General features: G+C 47.3%; 15 protein-coding genes. 7 read left to right on the top strand and 8 right to left on the bottom strand.

Annotation, left to right across the window (positions count from 1 at the left end; all coding sequences use genetic code 11):
- Nucleotides 1-212 precede the first annotated feature (212 nt).
- Nucleotides 213-2,435 carry a TonB-dependent receptor gene (locus RGU72_RS06120; protein ID WP_322118889.1) on the top strand — a complete coding sequence of 741 codons (2,223 nt, stop codon included), beginning with the start codon at nucleotides 213-215 and terminating at the stop codon, nucleotides 2,433-2,435.
- A gap of 94 nt (nucleotides 2,436-2,529) precedes the next feature.
- Here the strand turns inward: RGU72_RS06120 and RGU72_RS06115 are convergent, their stop codons facing one another.
- The 3 genes from RGU72_RS06115 to RGU72_RS06105 all read right to left on the bottom strand — a co-directional run bounded on the left by RGU72_RS06115 (nucleotide 2,530) and on the right by RGU72_RS06105 (nucleotide 7,322).
- The gene (locus RGU72_RS06115) at nucleotides 2,530-3,525 is read right to left on the bottom strand and encodes an MBL fold metallo-hydrolase (RefSeq protein ID WP_322118888.1); all 996 of its coding nucleotides are present in this window, start codon (nucleotides 3,523-3,525) and stop codon (nucleotides 2,530-2,532) included.
- Nucleotides 3,526-3,586: 61 nt separating this feature from the next.
- Nucleotides 3,587-5,311: a tannase/feruloyl esterase family alpha/beta hydrolase gene (locus RGU72_RS06110; protein WP_322118887.1), complete on the bottom strand. Its 1,725-nt coding sequence runs from the start codon at nucleotides 5,309-5,311 to the stop codon at nucleotides 3,587-3,589.
- Nucleotides 5,312-5,438: 127 nt separating this feature from the next.
- A complete protein-coding gene (locus RGU72_RS06105) occupies nucleotides 5,439-7,322 on the bottom strand; it encodes a methyl-accepting chemotaxis protein (RefSeq protein WP_322118886.1) in 1,884 nt (627 codons plus the stop codon).
- A gap of 228 nt (nucleotides 7,323-7,550) precedes the next feature.
- Here RGU72_RS06105 and RGU72_RS06100 point away from each other — a divergent pair, with 228 nt between their 5' ends.
- Nucleotides 7,551-8,198 (top strand): VTT domain-containing protein, encoded by a 648-nt coding sequence (locus RGU72_RS06100; protein ID WP_322118885.1) that lies wholly within the window; start codon nucleotides 7,551-7,553, stop codon nucleotides 8,196-8,198.
- Nucleotides 8,199-8,347: 149 nt separating this feature from the next.
- Here the strand turns inward: RGU72_RS06100 and RGU72_RS06095 are convergent, their stop codons facing one another.
- The 3 genes from RGU72_RS06095 to ispD all read right to left on the bottom strand — a co-directional run bounded on the left by RGU72_RS06095 (nucleotide 8,348) and on the right by ispD (nucleotide 10,085).
- On the bottom strand, nucleotides 8,348-8,656 hold the full coding sequence (locus RGU72_RS06095) for a DUF4404 family protein (RefSeq protein ID WP_322118884.1): 309 nt from the start codon (nucleotides 8,654-8,656) through the stop codon (nucleotides 8,348-8,350).
- 43 nt (nucleotides 8,657-8,699) lie between these two features.
- Nucleotides 8,700-9,230 carry a 2-C-methyl-D-erythritol 2,4-cyclodiphosphate synthase gene (gene ispF, locus RGU72_RS06090; RefSeq protein WP_322118883.1) on the bottom strand — a complete coding sequence of 177 codons (531 nt, stop codon included), beginning with the start codon at nucleotides 9,228-9,230 and terminating at the stop codon, nucleotides 8,700-8,702.
- Between the two features lie 117 nt (nucleotides 9,231-9,347).
- Nucleotides 9,348-10,085, bottom strand: coding sequence for a 2-C-methyl-D-erythritol 4-phosphate cytidylyltransferase (gene ispD / locus RGU72_RS06085; RefSeq protein ID WP_322121569.1), 738 nt, complete (start codon nucleotides 10,083-10,085; stop codon nucleotides 9,348-9,350).
- A gap of 193 nt (nucleotides 10,086-10,278) precedes the next feature.
- Here ispD and mfd point away from each other — a divergent pair, with 193 nt between their 5' ends.
- The 4 genes from mfd (at nucleotide 10,279) to RGU72_RS06065 (ending at nucleotide 17,360) form a co-directional block, all read left to right on the top strand.
- Nucleotides 10,279-13,713 carry a transcription-repair coupling factor gene (mfd, locus tag RGU72_RS06080; RefSeq protein ID WP_322118882.1) on the top strand — a complete coding sequence of 1,145 codons (3,435 nt, stop codon included), beginning with the start codon at nucleotides 10,279-10,281 and terminating at the stop codon, nucleotides 13,711-13,713.
- A 46-nt stretch (nucleotides 13,714-13,759) separates the two neighbouring features.
- The gene (serB, locus tag RGU72_RS06075) at nucleotides 13,760-14,632 is read left to right on the top strand and encodes a phosphoserine phosphatase SerB (RefSeq protein ID WP_322118881.1); all 873 of its coding nucleotides are present in this window, start codon (nucleotides 13,760-13,762) and stop codon (nucleotides 14,630-14,632) included.
- Nucleotides 14,633-14,913: 281 nt separating this feature from the next.
- Nucleotides 14,914-15,981 carry a phosphotransferase gene (locus tag RGU72_RS06070; protein WP_322118880.1) on the top strand — a complete coding sequence of 356 codons (1,068 nt, stop codon included), beginning with the start codon at nucleotides 14,914-14,916 and terminating at the stop codon, nucleotides 15,979-15,981.
- Nucleotides 15,982-16,097: 116 nt separating this feature from the next.
- Entirely contained in the window at nucleotides 16,098-17,360 is a 1,263-nt protein-coding gene (locus RGU72_RS06065; RefSeq protein ID WP_322118879.1) for an acyl-CoA dehydrogenase family protein, read from the top strand.
- A 374-nt stretch (nucleotides 17,361-17,734) separates the two neighbouring features.
- Here RGU72_RS06065 and RGU72_RS06060 read toward each other — a convergent pair whose 3' ends face one another.
- On the bottom strand, nucleotides 17,735-18,643 hold the full coding sequence (locus RGU72_RS06060) for a DMT family transporter (protein ID WP_322118878.1): 909 nt from the start codon (nucleotides 18,641-18,643) through the stop codon (nucleotides 17,735-17,737).
- A 166-nt stretch (nucleotides 18,644-18,809) separates the two neighbouring features.
- Here RGU72_RS06060 and RGU72_RS06055 point away from each other — a divergent pair, with 166 nt between their 5' ends.
- The gene (locus RGU72_RS06055) at nucleotides 18,810-19,199 is read left to right on the top strand and encodes a hypothetical protein (RefSeq protein ID WP_322118877.1); all 390 of its coding nucleotides are present in this window, start codon (nucleotides 18,810-18,812) and stop codon (nucleotides 19,197-19,199) included.
- A 117-nt stretch (nucleotides 19,200-19,316) separates the two neighbouring features.
- Here RGU72_RS06055 and RGU72_RS06050 read toward each other — a convergent pair whose 3' ends face one another.
- Nucleotides 19,317-20,261 carry a YafY family protein gene (locus tag RGU72_RS06050; RefSeq protein WP_322118876.1) on the bottom strand — a complete coding sequence of 315 codons (945 nt, stop codon included), beginning with the start codon at nucleotides 20,259-20,261 and terminating at the stop codon, nucleotides 19,317-19,319.
- Nucleotides 20,262-20,296: the final 35 nt, after the last annotated feature.

Raw genomic sequence — 20,296 nt, 5'->3', positions numbered from 1 at the left:
TACCCGATGTTTATGTCACTGAAATGACGAGATCACAAACCAACATCAAACTGTGGTGAAAAAGTTCATCCGTTTTGAATTGTAGCCAGTGTCATTTTTTCGTCATATCACCGCGCTACAGTGCGCTGCGTTGAGGTCAATTTAGTCCACTACTTCACGAACACCATTACACCAATTGAGATCAACTAGTTATCCACTGAAAGGATAGAACTGTGTCACACCATTCTCGGAATTTTCGTAATTTTCGATATACCCCTCTTTATCTGATTTTATTGCAAGCGTTTGCGAGCAACGCATTTGCCCAAGAAACGCAAAATGAGCCCATCAATGTGACGATTTTTGGTCAGGGTAAAACACGTCAAGTACAAGACATCACCAAAGATGATTTGATGAAGGTCTTGCCGGGAACGAGCCCGTTAAAGACGTTGGACAAATTGCCGGGCGTCTCATTCCAGTCTGCCGATCCGTTTGGCGCGTATGAATGGTCGACCCGTTTCAGCGTACGTGGATTCAATCAGAATCAAATGGGATTTACCTTAGACAATGTGCCATTGGGTGACATGAGCTACGGCAATAACAACGGCCTTCATATTAGCCGTGCGATTTCTTCTGAAAATATCGGTAGAGTGACGTTGTCTCAAGGTGCTGGTGCCGTAGGCACAGCATCAACTAGTAACTTAGGCGGCACGGTTCAATTCTTCTCGTCTGACCCGACGAACGATATGGGTTTTACTGCAGCGCAAACAGTTGGCAGTGACAGCACCTACCGCACCTTTGCACGTGTTGATACCGGTCTGTTATCTACTGGTACCAAAGCGTATTTTAGCGTTACACGTCAACGTGCAGACAAATGGAAAGGCGCGGGTCCGCAAGATCAGGATCAATTCAATTCAAAACTGGTTCATGTTTTTGGCGAGAATAAACTAACGGCTTTTTTTAATTATTCTGATCGTCGCGAGACTGACTATCAAGATATGTCCATAGAAATGGTTAAGCGTCTTGGCTATAATTGGGACAACTATCAACCTGATTGGCAACGAGCCGTCAACGCGGCAAAAGGGATCTTTACCGGCGGTGTAAATAGTCTGGACGATGCGTATTATCTGGGTAGCGGTCTGCGTAAAGATTATTTATTTGGTGCTACGATGGACAATAAGTTAGGTGATTCGACTTATTTAAAAACGACGGTTTACCATCATAGTAACGAGGGACAAGGCCATTGGTACACACCCTACACGCCTTCTACTAACGGTATCCCTATTTCGATTCGCACGACCGAATACTCGATTAGTCGCGATGGATTGATCTCTGATATCACTTGGGACGTCGGCCAACATTCAGTGAATGCTGGTTTTTGGGGCGAGCGTAGTCTGCATACTTTGACCAGAAATTTTTATAACGTCAGCGGACCGCAAGATACGAATTATTTCTTAAGTAATCCGACCAGCACTGGATTCAAACAAGACTTTACGACGACCACGACCCAGTTCTATGCGCAAGACACGGTCTCTTTAATGGCCGATCAATTAAAGCTGAACTTTGGTTTTAAAACACCGAAAGTCACGATTGATTCGACTAGTCTAATCGGTACACGTGCGGCAGGTCAAATTGTAGCGAAAAAGACGTTTTTACCGCAATTGGGCTTGAGCTACTCGCTGAATAAAAATGACGAGCTGTTCACTAGCTTGTCTCAAAATATGCGCGCTTACCAACCGGGCGTTAACGGTCCTTTCTCACAAACTCAAACTGCGTTTAATTTAAGCTCTGCAACGATTAAACCAGAGACTTCAACTACGCTTGATCTGGGTTATCGCTTTAAACGCGACAATCTGGTCGGCTCTGTCGCTGCTTATTACGCTAACTTTGATGACCGTCTGTTGCAGGTGGCAACTTGTGCAGGAATTGTCGGTTGCCCTAGCACCTTCGTCAACGTCGGTAAAGTTCAGACTAGCGGTGTAGAAGCTGCGGCGATGTGGACTTTGATGAAAGATTGGTCATGGTTTAACTCTCTGACGTACAACAATTCGCAATATAAATCTAACTATCTGGACAACGGAAAAGTCGTCAATATCGAAGGTAAGCAAGTCGTTGACTCACCAAAAGTGATGTTTAAGACAGAAGTCTCATATGAAAATCCAGTTTGGTTCACGCGACTGGGAGGTAAATTTACAGACAAGCGCTTCTATACCTACACCAATGATGCACAGGTTCCTTCTTACGTGATCATGAATTTGTCTGCGGGTTACAAACAAAAGAACTTTATGGGTCTGAAAGATTTCTCTATCCAAGTGAATGTGGAGAATTTATTGGACAAGCAATATTTCAGTACGATTGGCTCGAATGGATTTACTACCTCTGATCCAACCGGTACTTTCCAGACCTTGCTGACTGGTGCTCCACGTCAATTGTTTGTGACGATCAGCGGACGTCTGTAATTCTTTTTTATTGTTGAAATTAAAAATGGAGTGCCATTAAGCACTCCATTTTTTTATTCTTTACCAGCTGAATAATTAGAAGAAAAATGGAAGCTTAGCAACCTGCAACACATTTAGCGTCTTTATCAAACTCCATAGTTTTGCCACTTAAAGGAATGTAGGTTGGCACTTTTACCGCAGTTCTAAATTCCATGGTTTTGCTACCCTCGATTAATTTTCCGTCCTTAGTCGCTGCCTCATTTGCGTGTGATGCGATCACCGCATTCGGTTTCACCAGATCATTAATTACGTAGGCTGCCTCTTGTGGCCCGGTTGAAAACGTACCGCCAATATTCAACACTGCCAGCTTGGCTTTATAAAAGCGTCGCACAACGGCCTCCTGATCTGCAATGATGCCGGTATCGCCAGAGAGGTAGACAACTAAACCGTTCGAAAATGTCAGCACATAGCCGCCAGCCGGGCCGACATATGCGGTCAGACCGTTAGTCGACAGCGTTTCTGAAAGTGGCGCTGCCAGAAATTTAGAATCCAGTCCGTTGGAATGCGCCGCAGTCACACTGGCAATCTTAATACCACCGATTTTGCTCTGTCCACCAAACCGGACCAGCTGGACAAGATCGGTAGTCCCTCCTGCTTCTTTAATTCTGCGTGAGAAAAAACTGGCCATCTCACCGCCGACGAATAGTTTGGCCTTTTTGTTCAAGACTACCTCTTCCATCACCGACGAAGGAATACTTTTCACAGAAAAATCAGGCGCAGAGCATGATCCAGCATTCGCAGTCGCCTGATGGATGTCGCCGAGATGATCGCCATGTACATGACTCAGAAGAACACCATCAATTTTGCCAAGTCGCACATCGGTTCCACCTCGTACGGTCCGACCGGCGTCATAAAGAATGCGAGTGCCGTCGGGATCTTCAAAAATCAAGGCACGGTCAGCTGCACAAAACTCACCGTCGTGGCTACCTAAGGGCGTCACTTTCACCGTAGCTTCTGCTGCGACAGCAGGTACAGCGAGTCCCACATAACAAAATAAGGCGACTAACAAGCCAGAGGAAATTAACCTATTTACTCGTGCTGTAGTTTTCATTATCTTTCTCCAGATTCGACATTAAAATATGTTCAACATGATTTGGTGTTCGATTCCTGCCCTACTTGACCGAACAAACATAGTTTGTCGCCAAATTCATATCACCCTGCCCTGCATATTTTGGCCAGCTGGGATACTCGCACAAGGGCCGGGTACGGCCCGGTACGCCGGCACTGTCAGCGACTATTTGCGGTGATGGTGGTGTGTTGTGTTCAACCCAGTTCTCCAGTGTGGTTAATGAATCCCATGAGGCATTGAAGACACTACTGACAGCATGACCATAACCTGGAATTTCGTAATAACGCATGAAGCTATCGACCTTTGTTGTACCCATGACTTGTTTCACATGCTCATAGTATTGCTCGGTGGCTCTGGTGCTAACTAATGCGTCTGCCATCCCATGTGCCATCAATATTTTTCCGCCCCTAGCTCTAAATGCCGAGAGATCAAATTGAGTCACATCTTGAATTGTAGTTAGTGCGATCACGCGTGACTGGTAAGCGCCCGGATTTTGCGGATCGAATAGCAAGCTGTTAAAACTAGCGTCACGAGTGACGAAATACTTCACCCATTGATCCCAGAAGGTACTTCCGTAAGGTGGGCTTGTGCTGGCGGTCACTAGCGGCATAGGGTTGGCAGGTTGCTCGGTACCATAGGCTAAGGTCAGGACGGTCGGTTGTAGCGGACTTTTGTTAGGTATGCCGAAGTCTGTGCCCCAAGTATTAAAGCCAGGGTACTGTGTTTCGCCTGTTGCCAATCTGTAATTCAGTGTCAGCGGAGTATTGACAACATTAAATGCGGCGATCTGCGCATCCGATAAGCAAGTGTCGCCCGTATCAGCGCCTCCGACGCAACGCACGACCGCAGGATTAAACGTCACGTTACAAGCGGCGATATTGCTAATCAAGCCGTCAGCAACCCCGTCCAGATTATCGCAAGCTGCCATCGCAGCGTCATACAGCACTTTCCGTTTGACTCGATTGGAATAGGCGCCAGGCTTGGCGAGCTCTCGGGTGATACGCCCAAACTGCAAATCTAGACTCGCAGCATTCCAGGCGGGATACAGAACAATCGCACCATCAAAGTCTTTAGGCCAATTGGTTACGGCGATGAGTGCTTCTCGACCACCGGTAGATCCACCAGCAAAATACGTTTTTGCTGGTGCCACCCCGTATCGTTGTTGAATTAAGTAGGTTGCAACATCGTGCGTTTTTTTCAGTGCATCGCTGGAGAAATTCTTTAACGCCTCGTCATTGGCTCCAAACGTGCCATCACGACTTCCATTCGCATACGCTTGATGACCAGAGTCACTGCCATATGTTGCATAGCCACGTCCTAAGGGCAACAATTTATCTACTGGTCCCGCTGGCACATTACCGAGACCTGTAGCAATAGTGCCGTTATAGCCCCCACCACCAAACATCATGGCCTTGTTGTTCCAGGCCGTCGGCAGATTTAACTGAAATTTAATCTGTGGTGCAGTGGAATCCACCGGATTAATCGCGCCGATGACTTTACAATATTCGCCAACTGCCGTTGCACCGGAACCGGCTGCCGCAATCGTCATCACACTGGTGATCACGGCCCCCGTTGTTGGCAACGAGATCGATTTGGGTAAAACTGTCATCGCGCCCAATTCTGCGCAGCTGATCGGCTTGGCGATAACAACCGGAGCACCAGAATCTGATGCACGCGGTTGCATTTCTCCACAACCGGCGATGCCAGCACTAAGCAACATTAGCGAAACAAGTAATACCTTTCGATCAGGTCGCAATTTCATGTTCATGTCTCACTCCAATTAGATTTTTTTTAGGTTTATTTTTTAATTTATTTGCAGGTTATATTGCCTGTCAACTTGACTATCAAATTTTACTGCGTTGATTACGTTCTCATTGTTGAGAACGTAATCAAACCTACTTGATCAGCAGCTGTTGCTTGCTTTTATTACTATTTAATTTACTCTGTGTTTCCACACGTTTTACAACCTCATTGCTACCCAGCTTAAAAACGGCAACTGTTTTCGATAAATTGACCGCCTGCTCTTGCAGACTCTGTGCCGCCGCCGCCGCTTGCTCTACCAAGGCGGCATTTTGCTGCGTCATATCGTCCATATGGGTGATCGCACCGTTAACCTCTTCAATGCCGGTGCTTTGCTCTTGGCTAGCTGCGGTAATCTCGTTCATGATGTCAGCCACGCGTTGAATAGACGACACAATCTCTTGCATCGTTTTGCCAGCTTCATCCACCAGCGCACTTCCGACATCCACCTTATCCACCGAATCGCCAATCAACGCTTTGATTTCTTTTGCTGCACCGGCAGATCGTTGTGCCAGATTGCGCACCTCGGACGCGACTACCGCAAAGCCACGCCCCTGTTCACCGGCACGAGCCGCTTCAACCGCAGCATTCAGCGCCAGAATATTGGTTTGAAACGCAATGCCATCAATGACGCCAATAATATCGACAACCTTACGTGAGCTATCTTTAATAGAACCCATGGTCTCCACGACGCGCGCCACGACCTTACCACCAGAGGCAGCAACATCTGAGGCAGATACGGCAAGTTTATTTGCTTGATGGGCATTCTCGGCATTGATTTTGACTGTTGAGGTCAACTCTTCCATCGTGCTGGCGGTTTCTTCCAATGAGCCGGCCTGCGCTTCGGTACGCGAAGACAAATCGGCATTGCCAGCAGCAATCTCGCCTGATGCGCCTTTGACTGATTCACTGGCCGTCCGTATCTCGATTAAGACCGATTCGATCTTATCAACAAAACGGTTGAACGCATTTGAAATTTGCGCCAGTTCATCCCCTCCTTCGGTATCAAGACGGCGAGTCAAATCGCCATCACCCGAGGCTATCTCAGTCATTGCGTCGCGCACCAACGCCATTCGTTTGAGTGATTGGGACACCAAGACGGTCAACAGCAACACCGCTAATACGGTCAATACAATCGCTGTTACTGCAGAAGAAACCAGCAATGCGCTCAGTACCTGTGTCGCCTCGGACTTATCCAGCGCAATCGCCAGCAACCAATCGGTGCCCGCGATCTGCGTTACATATAATAGATCCTGACGACCGCCAAAACTGACTTCACTACTTCCTTTTGATGTATTGATTTCATCCAGACGTTTGACCGATAGTGAAGGATCCATGTCTGCCAAGGGTTTTAGCATCAAGTCCTGGTTAGGATGGGCGATGATATTGCCTTTAGTCTTATCAACCAAGAACGCAAAACTATTTGGCGTCGGCTTAATTGCCTTCACATTGCTGACAACCGAATCTAGCAATACGTCCGATGCCACGACGGCGGATACTTGACCTGGCGATCCGATTGCCTCGGCAAAAGTCACCAATAATTTAGCGGTGCTAGCGCTGGTATAAGGAGATGTCACAACAGGACCGTTGATCTGAGCGGCCTTGATGTACCACGGACGGGCAGTCGGATCGTAGTCTGCAGCGCGAGTCCGTTGCTCCGAAAAAGCATGATGTTTATCGGCATAGCCGATATAGGAAAGATCAAAACCACCAGCCTGTTGTGCGGCTTTCAAGGCAGGAATAGGATCGGGAGCATCGACTGCGAGCTTGATCGAGGAGACGACTGTTTTTTGTGACCTGACCCACTCTGCAATCGTTGTCGCATTATTCTGCGAGAGCTGAGCCATCTGACTATTCAACGACTCCAACATGCGCGACTTGGTAGTGAAGAAATTAGCCAGAACGATAGAAAACATCCCCAGCATCACGATAGAAACGCAAATAGCAATGAGCTTGTTACGCAGAGATAAAGAAGCCATTCAAATTCCCCTCAGAAATTGTAATAAATTAAATGATCGTTATGCACTCAGGATAACTTAATTCAGTCACTTATTCAGTTACTTAATATCCCTTGTATTGATGGTCATGATCAATTGGATATGGACAAAAGGGATTACATAAAATATTGTGAGTAAGATGAAATAACATTAAGTCTGAGTGATCTGAGTGACTTAGCTTGATTCAGAATAATTAAATTTGAGGAAAAAATGAACTTCACGCAATTGAGCGACCTCGTCTTGCACTTTGATCATTACCTCGGAGCCATTAGCGATCAATATGGCGCACTGGTATATGGCGTCATATTTGCCATCGTATTTTTAGAAATGGCGGTACTACCGTTATTTTTTCTTCCGGGAGACCCTTTACTCTTCATCAGCGGCACGTTTTGCGCTACCGGCACATTGCATGCTGGCGTACTGATACCACTATTATTTATCGCCGCTGTTACTGGCAGCACAATCAACTACTGGATCGGTCATGCGATCGGACAGAAAGTATTTGCCAAAAATTATAAATGGCTCAATCGTTCCGCGCTGCAAAAAACTCATACGTTTTATGAGAATCATGGCGGAGTTACCTTCATCATGTCGCCGTTCATTGCTGTGGTTCGTACCTTTGCACCGTTCATTGCCGGCGTTTCAAATATGACTTTTTCTAAATTTCAACTATTTAATATTGCAGGTGCTGCGATCTGGGTCATTTCGTTGGTGCTGGGTGGGTACTTTTTTGGCAATATCCCATTGATTCACAATCATCTTAACGCGATTGTTTTACTGGGCGTTGGTGCAGGAGTTGGTTCGCTGGTGATTGGCGGATTATGGAAGTTCATTAAAAACAACGGATCTGTCACTTAACTCTGTAAAAAATGAGCGATGCCAGTGATAGAAAATGGCAGCGACAGATTACGGATATCAGCATCGCTTTATGTCGATACCCAAATAAAAAGCCCGAATTGACTTCGGGCTTTTTATTTTTACTCACTTCAAAAATCAGATGTTAAAAATCAAATCCCAATTTTCTCTAACATACCACCAAGCTCACGTAAGACTGGTTCCAGCTTAGGATGTTGCGCTGCAAATTTTGCTGATAGTTCTTGCGATCTTTCGCTTAAGGCGGCAAAGACCGGATCGTCCGGGCTGTCATCTTTATCTAAAACATGATGAATATCATTACTGAGTTCTTTTAACAACGATCTCAGTTCGACATCTGCCGTATCCACTACTTGTGTGCCCTCTTGCCCGGCCGTTCCTGCACCTTCTTGCAAACCTTCGTGTAATTGCTTCAGCAAATCTTTCAGGTTTTGTTTGTCCATTTTTTGTTCTCCAGTCAATGATTCTTTATTCAGTGTAGTCCCGTCAGTTACGAAACACCAGCACCACTGCCTCTGCGGCGATGCCCTCTTCCCTGCCAAGGTAGCCAAGACGCTCGTTGGTTTTTGCTTTGATATTGACTTGGGCAATGCTGATTTGTAAGTCTGCGGCAATATTGGCAACCATACTGGGTATGTGAGGGGCCATTTTAGGTGCTTGAGCGATGATGGTCGCATCGAGATTGCCCACCTGATAGCCGGCCTTGCGCAAACGTGCAACCGCTTCACGCAAGAGCACGCGCGAATCCGCACCGGCAAATTGTTTGTCGGTATCTGGAAAATGGCGGCCAATATCTCCCAAAGCAGCTGACCCAAACAATGCATCCGTAATTGCATGCAGCAACACATCCGCGTCCGAATGCCCAAGTAAACCGGTTGTATGTGGAATATCGACACCGCCAATAATCAATTTACGCCCTGTTACTAAGGCATGGCAATCGTATCCCTGGCCGATTCTGAATGGCGGAAAGGCAGGTGTTTCAGCGGAAGCTTCAATTCTGTTCGATGGTTCAGTCATAGCATTCTCAAAATACAAAATATGTCAAATTATGGGGAGTATAGGCAGAAAATGGCATTGATGTCCATATATTACATGGACAATAAATAATACTACATCCCAGTATAAATATACGCTTTAAGAAGAAATCAGATAGGATTCAAGCAAAGTCAGATCACTCGGCAAGGTCACCTTCAGATTACAGGCATGTCCTTCTACCAGTATAGGAACCTGTCCGGTAGCTTCCATCGCGCTGGATTCGTCGGTTATTTCGACTGCGGCGTGGAAGCTTGCATCTAACGCAGCACTCAGCGCAGCATGCCGAAACATTTGCGGCGTTTGTGCCAGCCACAAACCGTCTCGGCTAATCGTCGTGACTTTGCCATTGGCCACACGTTTGACGGTATCGACCACCGGTAGCGCCAGTAAACCGCCGGTTGTATGGTTGCCGACTTGCTCAATCAACTTGCTGATCAGAGCCGGCGTCAACCCCGGACGTGCCGCGTCATGGACCAGTACCCAATCTTGTCCGCCGATTTTGCCATTGAGCTTGTTATGTGACTCTATAGCATCGAGTCCATTCCGCACGGTTTCACGCCGTGTCGCACCGCCACAGCGCAGGATGCTGACCTTATCCAGTCCGGCCAGCGCCTCTTCCACATAAACATCTTCCGCGCTGACCACTACATAGGTGTGGCTGATCGGCGGTGAAGCCAAAAATGCCTGCACCGTGTGACGCAAAATGGTTTGACCGGCGACGGTCAGGTACTGTTTAGGCACAGCGCCACCCATGCGGACGCCAATACCTGCGGCGGGGATTAGCGCAAAGTAAGTCACTGGAGCCGTTGGTGTTGTAATTTTCGGGACAGATGTCATCAAAGCAGGATGCTCCAAAAAAGCTGGTTCAGCTTCGTTTATAATTGAGACACATTTTAACCTCCAACATCTTGGTGGCAAAACGCATTTGCGGGCATGAACAGTAATAGTTTCAATATTAATCAATTGTTACCATGCTCCTATTTTATAGTGCGATACCCCCAGCCACACAGAATAGCCAACCAACTCCGCAATGTCATTTGATCTCGTTAAGTCGCTTCCGAAAGCGGGCAATCGCTTTGTACTTCCCACATTACATGGTTCCGCCGACGCTTATGCATTAGCGCAAGCGACAATTGCACTCAAAGCGCAGCAGCGCATGCTGAGCGTGGTGGTCGCCAATCCGGCAGATGCGCAACGTCTTCTGGATGAAATCCCCTGGTTTGTGCCGACGCTACGCTGCCATTTGCTGCCTGATTGGGAGACCTTGCCTTACGATGCGTTTTCGCCGCACCAGGATCTGGTGTCGGAACGATTATCGACCCTGCATGAAATCCAAATTGGTAATTGTGATGTCTTGCTGGTACCTGCTACCACAGCGCTGGTGCGGATGGCGCCTCCCTCGTTTTTAGCTGCTTATACGTTCTTCTTCAAACAGGGCGAAACCCTGAATGAAGCCAAGCTTAAAACGCAGTTAACGCTGGCAGGTTATACCCACGTATCGCAAGTGATGTCGCCGGGTGAATACTCAGTGCGCGGCGGTTTGATCGATTTGTTCCCTATGGGCTCGGTCCTGCCGTATCGACTCGATTTATTCGGTGACAGCATCGAAACCATCCGTACCTTTGATGCAGACACGCAGCGGTCTTTGTATCCGGTGCGTGAAGTGCGTTTATTGCCAGGGCGTGAATTTCCGATGGACGAAGCGGCTCGCACGGCGTTCCGTGGTCGCTGGCGTGAGACCTTTGAAGGCGACCCTTCGCGCTCCATGGTGTACAAAGATATCGGCAACGGTATTGCGTCTGCTGGGATTGAATATTATCTGCCGCTGTTTTTTGAAGAAAGTGCGACCTTATTCGACTATCTGCCAAAACATACGCACTTCACACTGATTGGTGAGATTGATGAAGCGATCCAGCGGTTTTGGGTAGATACCCGCTCACGTTATCAATTTCTCAAATCCGACCGAGAACGTCCAGTCTTGCCGCCAGAATCGATTTTCTTAAGTGACGAGAATTTTTTTACTGAGCTGAAGTCATTGTCGCGCTGGGTGATAACGACTGGTGACGCTGCGTCCAAGGCCAATTCAGAAATTTCTGGTCTGTTGCCCGATATTGCCGTTAATCGTCGCGCCGATGATCCGCTCACCAATTTGCGCTCTTTTTTGCTACAAACAGACAAACGCGTGATGATCTGCGCGGAAACCTTGGGCCGACGCGAGACGCTGCAACAATATTTCAATGAATACGATATCCGCCTGACGCTGTGTGAAGGCTATGATGACTTCATCACAGGCAGCGACAAACTCATGCTGGGCGTTGCGCCCTTGCATTCGGGCTTTATATTAGCCGATGGCGTTGCCTTCATCACTGAAGCCGAGTTATACGCCGGATCAGGCAAGCGCATTGGTCGCAAAAAGCAAGAAGCCGTCACTCAGGTCGAGCACATGGTGCGTGATTTGTCCGAACTCAAAATCGGTGATCCGGTGGTACACAGCAATCACGGTATCGGTCGCTACATGGGCTTGATCAGTATGGATCTGGGCGAAGGCGAAACCGAGTTTTTGCATCTGGAATACGCCAAAGATACTAAGCTTTATGTACCTGTATCTCAGTTGCATGTCATCTCCCGCTACTCCGGCGCTTCGCCCGATGATGCACCTTTGCATAGTCTGGGTTCTGGTCAATGGGAAAAAGCCAAGCGTAAAGCGGCGCAACAAATTCGCGATACTGCCGCAGAGTTATTAAACCTCTACGCACGCCGCGCTTTGCGCCAAGGCCATGCGTTCGAGTATTCACACAAAGATTACGAAGCCTTTGCCGACAGCTTTGGCTTTGAAGAAACCGTTGATCAGGCCGCTGCCATCACCGCCGTCATCGGCGATATGACGTCCGGCAAACCAATGGACAGACTGATTTGCGGCGACGTTGGTTTTGGTAAAACAGAAGTCGCTTTACGTGCCGCCTTTGTCGCGGTCATGGGCGGCAAACAAGTCGCCATCCTTGCGCCGACCACGCTATTAGCGGAACAGCATGCACAGACATTTGCCGATCGTTTTGCTAACTGGCCTGTAAAAATCGCCGAATTGTCGCGTTTCCGCTCCGGTAAAGAGATCGCTCTTGCAATTAAAGGCATGGGCGACGGCACTTTGGATATCGTGATTGGCACTCATAAATTACTGTCTAATGATGTCAAGTTTTCACGTCTGGGATTAGTGATTATTGACGAAGAACACCGCTTTGGTGTGCGTCAGAAAGAAGCACTTAAATCGTTACGCGCAGAAGTCGATGTATTGACACTGACTGCTACGCCAATTCCACGTACTTTAGGCATGGCACTGGAAGGCTTGCGTGATTTCTCCATCATCGCGACGGCACCGCAAAAACGACTAGCGATCAAAACCTTTGTGCGTAGCGAGAACGATTCTGTCATACGCGAGGCCTGCCTGCGCGAGCTAAAACGCGGCGGACAAGTGTATTTCCTGCACAATGAAGTCGATACCATACAAAACCGAAAATCCATGCTGGAAACGCTAATTCCAGAAGCACGCGTCGTTGTCGCTCACGGTCAAATGCATGAGCGCGATCTAGAAAAAGTCATGCGTGATTTTGTCGCCCAGCGCCATAACATTTTGCTCTGCACCACGATTATTGAGACTGGTATCGACGTTCCAACAGCGAACACCATCATCATGCACAGAGCGGATAAATTTGGTCTGGCACAGCTGCATCAACTGCGCGGACGTGTGGGCCGTTCACATCATCAAGCTTATGCTTACCTGCTGGTGAACGACGTACAAACCCTGACCAAACAAGCAGATCGCCGGCTGGAAGCGATTCAGCAGATGGAAGAACTGGGTAGCGGATTTTATCTGGCAATGCACGATTTAGAAATCCGCGGTGCGGGTGAAGTCTTAGGCGATAACCAGTCTGGCGAAATGCATGAGATCGGCTTTCAGCTTTACTCAGACATGCTCAATGAGGCCGTACGCTCGCTCAAAAATGGTAAAGAGCCAGATCTGGCAGCGCCACTATCTAGCACGACAGAAATCAATCTGCACATCCCTGCCCTATTGCCAAACGACTTCTGTGGTGATGTGAATGAGCGTCTCTCCATCTATAAGCGCCTTGCTAATTGCACCAAACAAGATGCCATCGACAATTTGCAAGAAGAGATGATCGATCGTTTTGGTAAATTACCAGAACCGGTCAAATCTTTGCTAGAAACGCACCGACTGCGTGTCGCGGCCAAACCTTTAGGTATCATCAAAATTGATGCACATACCGAAGCAGCCACTTTGCAATTCGAACCCAAACCGCCGATTGATGCGATGAAGATTATCGAGTTAGTACAAAAAAATAAGCATATTAAAATTAATGGTCAGGACAAATTGCGCATTACTGCCAATATGCCAGACTTGGCAGCACGGGTTGCACAAATCAAAGCAACCTTACGCGCATTGCATTAAGCTAAAAATATAAACCAAAATCCATCCATATCAATTCAGAATAAAAATGCATTTAACGATACAAGGCTTAAGGCAAATTTTAAAAAGTGATCTTGCGCTGATCAAGCATATCGCTAGCGTCACGCATGCAGAACGCATTCTTGCGATTGGAACGCATGCCGTCCGCCTCGACAATCTGCGCTGCGATAAAGAGCTTAACGTGCTGAAAGCGCAAATTGAAGCAGATTGTCTGGCAGCGCATCTTGATGTGACTTTTAGCGATGTATCTCGCACCTTAGCCGACTTTAAGCTGGTCGCGATGGATATGGATTCCACCCTGATTACGATTGAATGCATCGACGAAATCGCTGATATGCAAGGGCTAAAACCACAAGTCTCAGAAATAACCGAAGCTGCCATGCGTGGTGAAATTGAATTTCAAGAAAGCCTGACGCGTCGGGTTGCTCTATTAAAAGGTCTGGATGCAGGCGCGTTGCAAAAAGTCTATGAGGAGCGCTTACAGTTGTCGTCAGGCGCAGAAAAGATGCTGAAGACGGTACAGCAAGCAGGTTTAAAAACCTTGCTGGTCTCTGGTGGATTTACCTTCTTTACCGACCGCATGAAGACTCGTTTGAACCTGGACTATACCCATGCCAACGTGCTGGAAATTGATCAAGGCAAACTGACCGGTAAGGTCATAGGTGGCATCGTCGACGCAATAGAAAAACAAAATACAGTAGAACGTGTCGCCGCCGAAATGGGTATCACCACCGATCAAGTCATCGTCATGGGTGATGGTGCCAATGATTTGAAAATGATGAGTATCTCAGGCATGTCAGTTGCCTTTCGGGCAAAACCCGTTGTCAGAGCGCAAGCTGATGTAGCGCTTAACTTCGTAGGACTCGATGGCATGCTCAATGTACTGCATACTTTTCATTAGAACCAGAATCTAGTAGGCCAGTGATCTCGATCAGCCCGTCTTTCAGCCGGGTTTTTTTTGGATTTTTTTCGCTCTCGTCGACCAGAAAATAAAAATAGTACGGACGTACGATTTTTTAAGCTAAAATAGTTTTATAAATAGAACTGACTTAAAATCATTACAGCAAAGCGCAGTCAAGACGACTGTGCCGTCCCAAGGATAGGAGCACTACCTTAGCTAAAGTGACAGGCGTCAGTCCGCATAAAATAAAAACACTCAACTGCAGTGAAATAGGAGACAAGATGTTTGAAGAATTTATGGGCACAATGCCCGTCGCCGATCGTCAAAAATTTGATGTGGCTACATTGGCTGATTACATGCGCCAGCATGTTGAAGGCTTTGATGCAAAAGCTGCAGACGGAATGACCGTAGAGCAATTCAAAGGCGGTCAGTCGAACCCTACTTTCAAAATCACCGCCGGAAATCAACGCTACGTGATGCGCGCCAAACCTGGTCCGGTCGCTAAATTACTTCCCTCCGCACACGCAATTGAACGCGAGTTCAAGGTAATGAATGCCTTGAATAAGGCGGGTTTCCCCGCGGCTAAACAATATGCACTGTGTACTGATGAAGACGTCATCGGTCGCGCTTTTTATATCATGGAATTTGTCGATGGCCGCGTCCTATGGGATCAATCCTTGCCGGGTATGACGCCATCCCAACGAGCCGAGATTTATGATGAGATGAACCGCGTTATCTCGCAATTGCATACGATTGATTATGCCGCCATTGGTTTGTCAGACTATGGCCGCCCAGGCAATTATTTTGCGCGCCAGATTGATCGCTGGACCAAGCAATACAAAGCGTCAGAAACCGAAAAAATTGAGGCAATGGACAACCTGATTGCTTGGTTGCCAAATAACATTCCGCCTGGCGACGACACCAGCATCGTTCACGGCGATTATCGTCTGGATAATATGATGTTCCACAAAACTGAACCCCGTATTTTGGCGGTATTGGATTGGGAATTATCTACCCTCGGCCATCCGCTGGCAGACTTCTCTTATCACTGCATGAGTTGGCATGTTACCGCCGGACAGTTCCGGGGTACCAAAGGTCTGGATCATCAAGCGCTAGGTATTCCGAGCGAACAAGAATATATCGCGAAATATTGTGAACGAACTGGCAAAACAATACGTCAGGAAGATTTCAGCTTCTATCTCGCCTATAACATGTTCCGCATGGCAGGTATTTTGCAAGGCATTATGAAGCGCTATGTCGATGGCACAGCATCCAGCGCGCAAGCCAAAAAATCTGGTGAAGCCGCACGGCCAATGGCGGAATTAGGTTGGAGTTACGTCAATAAGTAGTCAACACAAACGCGCAATTTCTGACTAGCCTTAAAAATACCGCAAGCAGTTAAAACAAAAGCACAGTTACAGCGATAGCAGCAATAACAGCAAGACAAACCCATCAGGAGACAAGCATGGAATTTGAATACTCAGACCGTTGCAAGGAACTACAAAGTAAATTACTCAAGTTCATGGATCAGCATATCTATCCGAACGAGAAAGCCTACAAAGAAGAAATCGACCGCAACGGCACAGAAAAAGGCAATCGCTGGATTGCTACTAAAATCATTGAAGACCTCAAGCCAAAAGCACGTGAGCAAGGTTTGTGGAATCTGTTCTTGCCAAAATCGGCACGTGCGCCAGAAGGTTTATCCAATCTGGATTACGCACCGTTGTGCGAAATCATGGGTAAAGTCAGTTGGGCGCCGGAAGTATTCAATTGCTCTGCTCCCGATACCGGCAATATGGAAACCATTGAACGCTATGGCTCCGAAGAACATAAAAAACAATGGCTAGAGCCTTTGCTGCGAGGTGAAATCCGCTCCGCGTTCGCCATGACAGAACCTGGCGTCGCCTCATCCGACGCCACTAATATTGAAACTCGCATCGACCGGGATGGCGATCATTATGTGATCAATGGTCATAAATGGTGGATCTCTGGCGCGGGCGATCCACGCTGCTCCGTGTACATTTTGATGGGCAAAACTGACTTCAATGCGGCACGTCATTCACAACAATCGATGATACTGGTTGATGCCAAAACACCTGGCATTACTGTAGTACGTCCTCTGCCGGTTTTTGGTTATGACGATGCGCCCCATGGCCACTGCGAAATTTTGTTTGAAAACGTACGCGTGCCAGCATCCAATTTATTGTTGGGTGAAGGTCGTGGTTTTGAAATCGCTCAAGGTCGTCTTGGCCCTGGTCGTATCCACCACTGTATGCGCGCCATCGGCGTCGCAGAACGCGCATTGGAACTCATGTGCAAACGTCTGAACAGCAGGGTCGCTTTTGGTAAAAAAGTCTCGGAGCAAAGTATCTGGCGTGAGCGGATAGCAGAATCCCGTATTCAGATCGATACAGCACGTTTGTTGACGATGAAAGCAGCGTACCTGATGGATACCGTCGGTAATAAGTTTGCCCAGGCAGAAATCGCCATGATCAAAGTATTAGCGCCGAATGTGACTCAACAGGTACTGGACTGGGCAATTCAGGCGCACGGCGCAGGCGGCGTATCGGGCGACTTCCCATTGGCAGCACAATGGGCAGGCAACCGTACCTTGCGTCTGGCCGACGGTCCAGATGAAGTGCACCGCAATGCCATCGCTAAATTAGAACTGGCAAAACATATGTCGTTGCCCGGCGAAGAATTGAGCTTGCCTATCACCCGTTCGTAATTAATCATCTGATCAGACCGTAAGGCATAATCCAAAAAGCGTGTCGGCTCTACTTAGAGCGACACGCTTTTTTTTAGCCGAAAATTTCTATTAGGATTTGAGATGTTGACGGATGCACTCTCGCGGCAGTTCTGATGCGCGCTTGTTGTCAATAAGACGCTCATGGACAGCCATGAGCAACGAAGGACCTCAAAAATGAGCGAAATACGCCGTCAGCACTCAAATAGATCCGCTGATGTGCATAATGGAAATCTCGATTAATCAGCATCCAAACTACGCAATAGGAAAATATATACTCCTACCACGTATATATAAGTAGTCCAATAGATACTTGGACTATAGCTAATATTTTTAATATTGAATGGGGGAGTATATTAAATCTCCTTCTTATTCACTTCGAAAAAGTCTACCCGAGAATGCCAATAAGTTGCCACCGTCGTCGCCAGCAACACGATCAGACAACCGACCATCGTCCTAACTGACGGCACTTCATTCAAGATAAAAAACGCCAGTGCAATTCCATACACTGGTTCTAGCGAAGTCAATAGACTTGCAAACCGGGCCGAGACGTGACGCAAGCTAAACATAAACAGACCGTGTGACAAGGCTGTAAACACCACGCCGAGCAAAACCAATCCCCACCATACTTCAAGCGAGATATGGGTAACAGCATCGTAAAAAATCACCATTGGCAGCAGACTTAGACATGCGACGCTGTTTTGTAAAAAGGCCAGCTTAAATGGCGGAATCGCCTCGCCCTGCCACCGATTCGCCAGTGCTAATAAGGCGAAGCTCAAACCCGACATCACACCCAACAACAAACCAAGTACCGCGTCGCCATGTAAAGCCAAACCATCTGCAGACAGTCCAGCGTCGCTCACCATTACCGCCATACCGATTACCACCGCTAACGCCGCGATCCAATCACGTCCAAGCCGTTTCTCCTTAAACCACCAAGGCTCCAACCAAGCCACGAATAAGGGAAAACTTGCAAAGCCAATCAAACCAAAAGCGACTGGAGCCACCTTCAGTGAAGCAAAAAAACTCAGCCAATGTACCGCGAGCAATAGTCCGCATAAGATCACTGTTTTAGGCACTCCACACAAAGACAATTGTCTCTGCATCAACAATATCGGCAGCAAGCTTAAGGCAGCAAATAAAGTACGTCCAAAAACCAATACCAAGGATGTCGCAGCCAGAGCTTTACCCAAAACGCCTGCACTGCCAAACAACAGTACCGAGAGATGGAGGGCAAGAATGGCCCGAGCACTATTATTTTTCATAAAATTACTGTTAGGATACAAATTAGGTGTCCTGAAAATTTTGTCATGAGTAAATTTCGGTGAACATGTATCGAATCTTGGCACGTCATTCTGTATTTGGACTCCACCTGTTTAAAACTCACTTCCACTTTAATCGCTCCGTAGATCAATCCAACAAGAGGCTCTCATGATTGCGTATGTCCTTGGATGTATCAAAGCAATCAACGATGCCGTCCGGGACAAATATTTTCTGACCTGGTTCATTCCCTTGGTCGTCGTCACGATCACGATTACTGCCGGTTTATTCGAGTTATTTGGATTCGACAAAACATTTAAAATCGCCAATCTCTCTATCACGCACTGCTGCAACTTAACCGACACTGAAGCTTTGTCGATGATCCTATGTATATTTATCTCGACATTTAGCTGCATACTAGTCATCGGTGAATTAATCAACTTCGCCGAAAATCGCCGAAAAAACCGGCCAATACATTTACGCGAATTTATATTTAGTATTTTCTTGTCGACGGTCAGCGTCTTAATTACTTATATATTGGCGCACCGGTGGTGTCATTAAAAGTTTCCACATTCTCTCGCATTGACGCGAATGATCTCGATCTTTTGGAAACCAGAAAATACATTGAGCCAGCACAAGCTAACTGGAATGATTTGGTCGCTGTTAGTCTACAAAGAACTAAACAGATTGCAAAATCTGTTTTGCCAACGTGACAACTGTATCCCGCAGCTCTGACGGGCTTTGTACTTCCCAATCAAAAGGTAACGAGACAAGTTGCCGAGCGAACCAAGTTAAATCGTCGGACTGGTTGTACAGCATTACGCCTGAATCAGTTTGCGCTAACAATCCGATCGCATCAAATAAATGGCCTCGAGCAGTTTTTAAGTCAGTTTTCAGTAAGACTGTATTCGAGAATGAACGTGGGATAGTTGCGACTGATTCGCGCAAATGTGTCAGCGCGTTGAACTCAACAGGCCGTCGAAAGCATTCACTCAACAGCTTTATGGTCTTGATACGGTCAAGTCTAAATGTCCTTATTCCGGCACGCAAATGACACAGTCCGACCACATACCAATTACCCAAATAGAAAACCAAACCATACGGATCAAAGTTCCGTTCACTTTGATGGGCTTGTGCTGAACAATACCGTATATAAACGCGTTGTTGCGACATCGTGGCAGCGCTCAACGTCACCAGTACGGCATTGTCATCTGGCGCGGTAACATGTGCCAAATCAAGTTGAACTGCTTCATCAATTGCTTTCAATCGTTGTTGCAGTCTAGCAGGCATGATTCGTTCTAATTTCGCTTTGGCACTCTCAACGGCAGGAGCCGCCTTTGAGAAGCCTAAATTGCGTGCGGCTAGCAATCCCAATGCTAAGGCCAGCGCTTCATCATCCGTAAACATCATCGGTGGTAGCTTGTAGCCTGGCATTAGCGAATAGCCGCCATATCGCCCACGCTCGGCCATGATCGGAATACCGATTTCTTCTAACGTCACGATGTAACGCCGCAGAGTACGTCGGTCTAATCCGAGCCTCTCAGCAAGCTCAGCGCCGCTTAATTGTCTGTGCGTTTGAAGCAATTCCAATACCGCGAGTACGCGAGTTGCGGCTTGTGCCATAGATAAATTTCAGAAAGATGAGAATATTTAATAGG

It is taken from the genome of Undibacterium sp. 5I1 (assembly GCF_034314085.1).
GTDB lineage: Bacteria > Pseudomonadota > Gammaproteobacteria > Burkholderiales > Burkholderiaceae_D > Undibacterium.
Note: the sequence above shows the minus strand (reverse complement) of the source record. Positions and strands in the feature narration are given on the sequence as shown.

What these genes read in the sequence shown, in the direction of transcription:
- RGU72_RS06065 (WP_322118879.1), top strand. Translation starts at nt 16,098, where the DNA reads ATGGAATTTGAATACTCAGACCGTTGCAAGGAACTACAAAGTAAATTA.
- serB (WP_322118881.1), top strand. Translation starts at nt 13,760, where the DNA reads ATGCATTTAACGATACAAGGCTTAAGGCAAATTTTAAAAAGTGATCTT.
- ispD (WP_322121569.1), bottom strand. Translation starts at nt 10,085, where the DNA reads ATGACATCTGTCCCGAAAATTACAACACCAACGGCTCCAGTGACTTAC.
- RGU72_RS06055 (WP_322118877.1), top strand. Translation starts at nt 18,810, where the DNA reads ATGATTGCGTATGTCCTTGGATGTATCAAAGCAATCAACGATGCCGTC.
- RGU72_RS06115 (WP_322118888.1), bottom strand. Translation starts at nt 3,525, where the DNA reads ATGAAAACTACAGCACGAGTAAATAGGTTAATTTCCTCTGGCTTGTTA.
- RGU72_RS06060 (WP_322118878.1), bottom strand. Translation starts at nt 18,643, where the DNA reads ATGAAAAATAATAGTGCTCGGGCCATTCTTGCCCTCCATCTCTCGGTA.
- mfd (WP_322118882.1), top strand. Translation starts at nt 10,279, where the DNA reads ATGTCATTTGATCTCGTTAAGTCGCTTCCGAAAGCGGGCAATCGCTTT.
- ispF (WP_322118883.1), bottom strand. Translation starts at nt 9,230, where the DNA reads ATGACTGAACCATCGAACAGAATTGAAGCTTCCGCTGAAACACCTGCC.
- RGU72_RS06050 (WP_322118876.1), bottom strand. Translation starts at nt 20,261, where the DNA reads ATGGCACAAGCCGCAACTCGCGTACTCGCGGTATTGGAATTGCTTCAA.
- RGU72_RS06095 (WP_322118884.1), bottom strand. Translation starts at nt 8,656, where the DNA reads ATGGACAAACAAAACCTGAAAGATTTGCTGAAGCAATTACACGAAGGT.
- RGU72_RS06105 (WP_322118886.1), bottom strand. Translation starts at nt 7,322, where the DNA reads ATGGCTTCTTTATCTCTGCGTAACAAGCTCATTGCTATTTGCGTTTCT.
- RGU72_RS06100 (WP_322118885.1), top strand. Translation starts at nt 7,551, where the DNA reads ATGAACTTCACGCAATTGAGCGACCTCGTCTTGCACTTTGATCATTAC.
- RGU72_RS06070 (WP_322118880.1), top strand. Translation starts at nt 14,914, where the DNA reads ATGTTTGAAGAATTTATGGGCACAATGCCCGTCGCCGATCGTCAAAAA.
- RGU72_RS06110 (WP_322118887.1), bottom strand. Translation starts at nt 5,311, where the DNA reads ATGAACATGAAATTGCGACCTGATCGAAAGGTATTACTTGTTTCGCTA.